Below are 4,917 nucleotides of genomic sequence, written 5' to 3'. Positions count from 1 at the left end.
GAATGTCTCTTGATGTAGTCCACAGTACCGTTTAAAGTCGGCGGGGTTTAACTTTTGTACTTGTTCGTAATTCATCTTATGGGAGCTAATTATTTCTTTTATTTTACCTAGAACGAGCGCACTTTCGCAAGAGGTCTATTGAATCGGTGGATGAGCCGCCAGACCCGGATGATTTTGAATTTCTTGATCCGTTTCGTGAGGCTCTCGCTCGTTGGGACTTTGAACATAACGAAGTTAGTCCCGAACATAACGAAGTTAACGCCGAACATAATGAGCCGCTGCAAGTATCGCTTGATTCGTTTTGCCTGTGGGCGCATTGCCCGCACACTTGGTATGAGCCGATCGGTTGGCATCCGTCCGAAGTGATGGAACTTCTGCGAGTTGGTGACAGTTCCGACACTTCCAACTTTTTTATCCCCACGTTTGGCCCCCTGGGCAATCCCACAAACCGCCGTAATTCTGACGAATTTTCTACAGCAGGTGTCGGTGTTCGATTGCCCAAACCCAGCCTCCCAAGCTTTCCGCCGATGACTGCGTGTCAACCGCAACTTAAACGCATACCAAACTCCGCCCAAACGCAATCTAAACGCATACCAAATCCATACCAAACGCATACTTGCTGCATCGTCGCTGGCAGTAGCATGCAACCAGCCCGATCGCCTCCCGGAGGTGATGCTGGGTTCTAAATGGTTTGTTCATATTTCCATCATCATTCTTTCTCCCGATCGTCATTGGAACTGGCGATCGCTTCCTCCTTCAATGTCGCCAACAATCAATAGTTAACTAATGTTCAACGTTAAAATTTCCGTTCCCACCTACCAAGCCAATTCTTGGGGACAGCTCGACAAACAAGGCGAGGTTCAAATCAGCGCCGATGTGGACAGCCTTTCCCAAGAATACCCAGTTATGAAAGCGCAAATTGACGAGCTACTGAAAGAAGCCAGCGCCGAAAATCGCTTGGTTTTAGACTTGAAAGAATTAGAGCGCAAATGTGAAAACAAGCAGCGAAGTCTTAATATTTTGCAGGATAAAATAAACATCGCCAGAAAACAGTTGCGACGCATGGAGGACTTTTTAAAGCGATTAGGGATAGACCCCGCATCATACACGCTGATGATTAGCGAGGACATTGCCTTGAAAGCAGCAGCTACCAACGAGTCCGACGATGTTGTTGTGGAGGCGGAAGTTGACCCTATCCCTTTTAAATGTTCGGATGATGATGACAATCCTCACGAATTTTAACTATGAATGTTGAAGAGCAACTCGCTCAACTTCAGGCTCAATTAATTTCGGCTCAAGTTGAGATTCAACGGCTTCGCGAACAGAATGATGAGATGTGCGATCGCATTCGCGCTCAGTCTCAAATCATTAACCGAGCTAAGGACATCAATCCTGTTGCCCGCCCTAGCTTTAAAAGGGTACTTACACTTGCTCAAGCTGCTTTTCTTGATTTGTGCAAGTGTCCTGGCGGTGGCTGGTTTCTTAGCTTGGGACACCGTGTCCGCAAGTTCAAAACCCTTCGTCAAATCTGGGATATCCTCTGCTTAGATGATTGGTTTTTGGAGGATTTATTTGGAGATTTTTTAGTAGTTAAGCCTCGCAAAGTATCAGAACCTTCTCGTGACTTTGACTGGGATAATTCTGTTGTAGGTGGCGTTTTTACTCAAGCTCAGAATTCCTTTAAAACTTGGCATAATTTTGCTAATGCCGTTCCTTTTTCTTCTGAATAACCGCCTGATGATGGCTGTTTGACTTAGCGGCCGAAACTCTTTTTGAGTAGCGGATCGAGTCCAAATCATCCGTCAATTAATTGAGTTGTGACTTAGGGCTTTAAAAAGGAAACAAGCTCGTAGTGGCTTTTCTACCTTCATAAGCTCGGTCACTACTTGATTGATTGCATTTTTCCCCGTGCAAGTTTTCGCTTTAAGAGTGAATTAGGCTCTTAGTGGCCTTTGGGTGATTCATAAGCTTTGCTGTGGGGATTTGGAAAAATTATCACCCCAAAAAACTTCATGCAAATTCTCGGACTTGATATTAGCAAGGCCTCAGTTTCCTGTTGCCTGTTAACAGAAAGACCAACTGAACCTCGACAATTTTATTACGGTTGCGATTTTCATAAATTTCAAGCGAATGTTTTTGGAATTCGTGGACTTTTGACTTTGATTGGTGGTGATTTAGCTAACACAATTGCTGTAATGGAACCCACGGGGGTTAACTACCAATTGCTTTGGGGAACTCACCTTGCCAGAGTCGGTGTAGAAGTTCGCCTCGTCGGGCACAAAGAGCTGCGTTCATTCCGCGAGCACCATTTAGGACTGCCCGACAAAGATGATGACGCAGATGCTCTAGCTTTGGCGATTTATGGATGGGATTACTTGGAAGCGCCCCGCCGATTCGTGCAAGCCCGAACGCAACCCATTGTTGAAATCCGTCGCTTGGTTCTGCGGCTCTCCCACCTCAACCGCGTGCAGTCGCCAATTATCAACCGCGCTCGCCAAGATTTAGCGTGGCAGTTTCCAGAGGCGGCGCTCGTGCGATCGGTGCGATCGGGTGAAAAAGTGCCCTTATTTTGGGGGTGGCTTTGCGGCCAACGACCGTCAGCTAAGTATGATTTGATGCTTGAACAGTCGATCGGGCTGGGAATAGATGAGGGCGTTCGTTTCCACGCGGCGCGAATCTGTGACATCCAGCGCGAAGAAATGGTTGTGGAGTTTCAACTTTCTCTCCTTGTAAGCGAGCCGCAGTTTTTGCCCTACCGCAAGGTTTTTGCCCGTTTTGGTTTTGGCCGCCGAGTCGAGGCTTTGCTGCTTTCTCAGATTTATCCGTTTGAAAATTACCTTGCCGCTGACGGTAAACCTGATGTGAAGATTCGTAACGGTCGTTTGTCTCACAAACCTACCAAGCGGTATTTATCGCAGCGCCGTTTTTGTAAAGCATTGGGCTGTGCACCGTCGCAAGAGAGCAGTGGCGACATCAACAGGTCGAGAGTCAGCGGCGGTTCAGATTTATGTCGAAAAGCTTTGTGGCTGTGGGTATTTACCAGGATTGAACCGCAGCGCACGCGCCTAAATAATGAAATTGGCTCACGGCTGGGAGAAATCATGGACGCGGAAAAACTGAGCGGGCGGCCGGTGCAGTTGGTGCGATCGCGCGTGGCGGCTAAAGCAGTCAAGTTGCTGTTCAAAGAGCTTGTGCACGAGCTAGTTTATCCCCAAATCTCAAATCTAGAATCCAAAGTCTGAGTAGAATTGCTAGAGTGAAGGTGGGATTTAAACTTCTCTCAACTACACCAGCTCAAACGGGTTAGGTTGGTGTGTCGTGCCGATGGCTACTATGTTCCGTTCTTGGTTGATGCTGATAACAAGGGAGCCTTGAAGCCAACAGGGAAAACTATAGGACTAGATGTAGGAATCAAAGAGTTCTACACCGATAGCAATGGACACACGGAATCTAGCCCAAAGTTTGATCGAGTCCGAGAGAAACGGTTGAAATTTCACGGACGCCGTGTTTCTAGTAAAAAGAAATGCTCTCCTAACCGCAAGAAAGCTCTTAATAAGTTAGGGCGAGTACACCTCAAAATAAGTAGGCAACGTGAAGCTCACGCCAAGAGAGTGGCGCGTTGCTGCATCCCATCTAACGATTTGGTCGCTCTTGTCGATTTGAGGATTAAGAACTTAGTTAAAAACCCTTGTCTCGCCAAGTCTGTTAATGATGCAGGTGGGTTTATATTCAGAAAATGGTTAGAGCATTTTGACCTTAAGAATAGTCGGATAACTGTTGCAGTCAATCCGGCATATACTTCGCAGCCATGCTCTAATTGCAGCACTCTAATCAAAAAGTCTCTGTCTACAAGAACTCACATTTGTGAGTGTGGATTCGTGTTAAACAGAAACTGGAATGGCACTATAGCAATCCTTGCAGGAGTCGTAAATTTTTTACCCCTCCCCAACCCTCCCCGAACCTGCGGGGAGGGAGTAAGAAATTCACAAATGATGCGAGGATTGCTATACTAATATTCTGGAGCTAGCTTTGAGTACCGAGCGGGCAGGTGGGAACTTGGGTTTTAAACCCGAACGCTTCGGGAGATCTAGCCTCTGCTTTTTTAGGGGCAAGCCTATTTCCGCAAGCTGGGTGGTTAAGCAAAAAATCACCGCACGTTCGATCGGGCGGTGAGTGTCAAATGCAGGACATTTTCTTGGCTCTGACTTTTAGTTAATTTTTTTGTTAAAACTTATCTTTGAACTAATCATACCTTAGTGCAGCAACGCCCACATTCAGATAAACCATGGGTGAAAATGTTTGGACTGAGGAAGATAGCGATCAGGTGGAATTGACGATCGCCGTGATGAGGTCCAACGATAGCAGCGTCAAGGGCAAGGGATGAAAAAGCTTCGTCTAGTACCTGTGTAGCAAGTAGAGCGCGAGACGGGGCTGAATTTCTTATCTAATGTGTCGCCACAAGTTCAGCAAGTCATTGACGGGTAAAGTTGATAGCCAATGATGCCCCAGGTCGATATCCCTAGACTCAATATAACCTCAGCTTATTACCTGCATCAGTTTAACTGTCGCTAAACCCCTTTACAAACGTTAACAATACAGTTAATAATATAAACATCATCCGAACATTGACAACCAAATAAAGCAATCATAAACAAATGACCACAACTTTACAGCAACGCGAAAGCGCCAATCTGTGGGAACAGTTTTGTAACTGGGTAACATCAACCGACAACCGCATTTATGTAGGCTGGTTCGGCGTCTTGATGATTCCCACCCTGCTAACTGCCACCATCTGCTACATCATCGCCTTCATCGCAGCCCCTCCAGTGGACATTGACGGCATCCGCGAACCAGTAGCTGGTTCCTTAATGTTTGGTAACAACATCATCACAGGTGCAGTTGTTCCTTCGTCAAACG

Annotated in this window: 5 protein-coding genes and 1 pseudogene; all 6 read left to right on the top strand. The window is 46.5% G+C overall.

What is annotated here, in order from left to right:
- The first annotated feature begins 146 nt into the window (after positions 1-146).
- Positions 147-686 (top strand): hypothetical protein, encoded by a 540-nt coding sequence (locus ACUVJL_RS36205; RefSeq protein WP_445250230.1) that lies wholly within the window; start codon positions 147-149, stop codon positions 684-686.
- 100 nt (positions 687-786) lie between these two features.
- Positions 787-1,242, top strand: coding sequence for a hypothetical protein (locus tag ACUVJL_RS36200; RefSeq protein ID WP_445250229.1), 456 nt, complete (start codon positions 787-789; stop codon positions 1,240-1,242).
- A gap of 2 nt (positions 1,243-1,244) precedes the next feature.
- The gene (locus ACUVJL_RS36195; protein ID WP_445250228.1) at positions 1,245-1,730 is read left to right on the top strand and encodes a hypothetical protein; all 486 of its coding nucleotides are present in this window, start codon (positions 1,245-1,247) and stop codon (positions 1,728-1,730) included.
- A 282-nt stretch (positions 1,731-2,012) separates the two neighbouring features.
- On the top strand, positions 2,013-3,242 hold the full coding sequence (locus tag ACUVJL_RS36190; RefSeq protein WP_445250227.1) for an IS110 family transposase: 1,230 nt from the start codon (positions 2,013-2,015) through the stop codon (positions 3,240-3,242).
- A 69-nt stretch (positions 3,243-3,311) separates the two neighbouring features.
- On the top strand, positions 3,312-4,013 hold the full coding sequence (locus ACUVJL_RS36185) for an RNA-guided endonuclease InsQ/TnpB family protein (protein WP_445250231.1): 702 nt from the start codon (positions 3,312-3,314) through the stop codon (positions 4,011-4,013).
- Between the two features lie 642 nt (positions 4,014-4,655).
- Positions 4,656-4,917, top strand: a pseudogene (locus tag ACUVJL_RS36180) (photosystem II q(b) protein); the annotation flags it as partial.

The organism is Microcoleus sp. OTE_8_concoct_300 (assembly GCF_031383065.1).
Lineage (GTDB): Bacteria > Cyanobacteriota > Cyanobacteriia > Cyanobacteriales > Microcoleaceae > Microcoleus.
Note: the sequence above shows the minus strand (reverse complement) of the source record. Positions and strands in the feature narration are given on the sequence as shown.